Annotated in this window: 1 pseudogene; it reads left to right on the top strand. The window is 62.1% G+C overall.

The features are described 5' to 3' along the window. Positions 1-66: 66 nt before the first annotated feature. Positions 67-610, top strand: a pseudogene (locus tag TBIF_RS23965) (IS1634 family transposase); the annotation flags it as partial.

The following is a 610-nucleotide window of genomic DNA, read 5'->3' as shown; positions in this document are numbered from 1 at the left end:
CGCCGTAATCACCCTTCGACCAGGGCAAACGCTCCACGCATCGGCATAACTGAAACGTCGGCATAAACCTTATATTTCGAGGCGGAGAAAGAGGACGATCTGCGGAAAGTCGGCTTCTCGAAAGAGCGCCGGGTCGATCCACAAATCGTCGTCGGCCTGCTCGTCGACCGCCACGGCTTCCCCCTCGAGATCGGCTGCTACGAGGGCAACAAGGCTGAGACCCACACCATCGTGCCGATCGTGAAACAGTTCCAGGCCCGCCACGGACTCGAGGGCGCGGAGATGGTCATCGCCGCCGACGCCGGCATGCTCTCCTCCTCCAACCTGAAAGACCTGGACGCCGCCGGCTGCAAATTCATCGTCGGCTCCAGGGTCACCAAGGCGCCCAAAGACTTGGAGTCGCATTTCCACTGGAACGGCGACACATTCGAAGGCGGCCAGATCATCGACACCGTCACCCCGCGGCACGGCCTCTCGGTCGTCAACGACGTGAAAAAGCGGGTCGAACCGGTCTGGAATCCGATGGTGGACACCAACGCGTGGCGGGCAGTCTGGGCGTATTCCACCAAGCGGGCCGCGCACGACGAGAAGACGTTGAACGCGCAGGAGG

This window comes from Tomitella biformata AHU 1821, from assembly GCF_000524475.1.
In the GTDB taxonomy this organism is placed as follows: Bacteria; Actinomycetota; Actinomycetes; order Mycobacteriales; family Mycobacteriaceae; genus Tomitella; species Tomitella biformata.
Note: the sequence above shows the minus strand (reverse complement) of the source record. Positions and strands in the feature narration are given on the sequence as shown.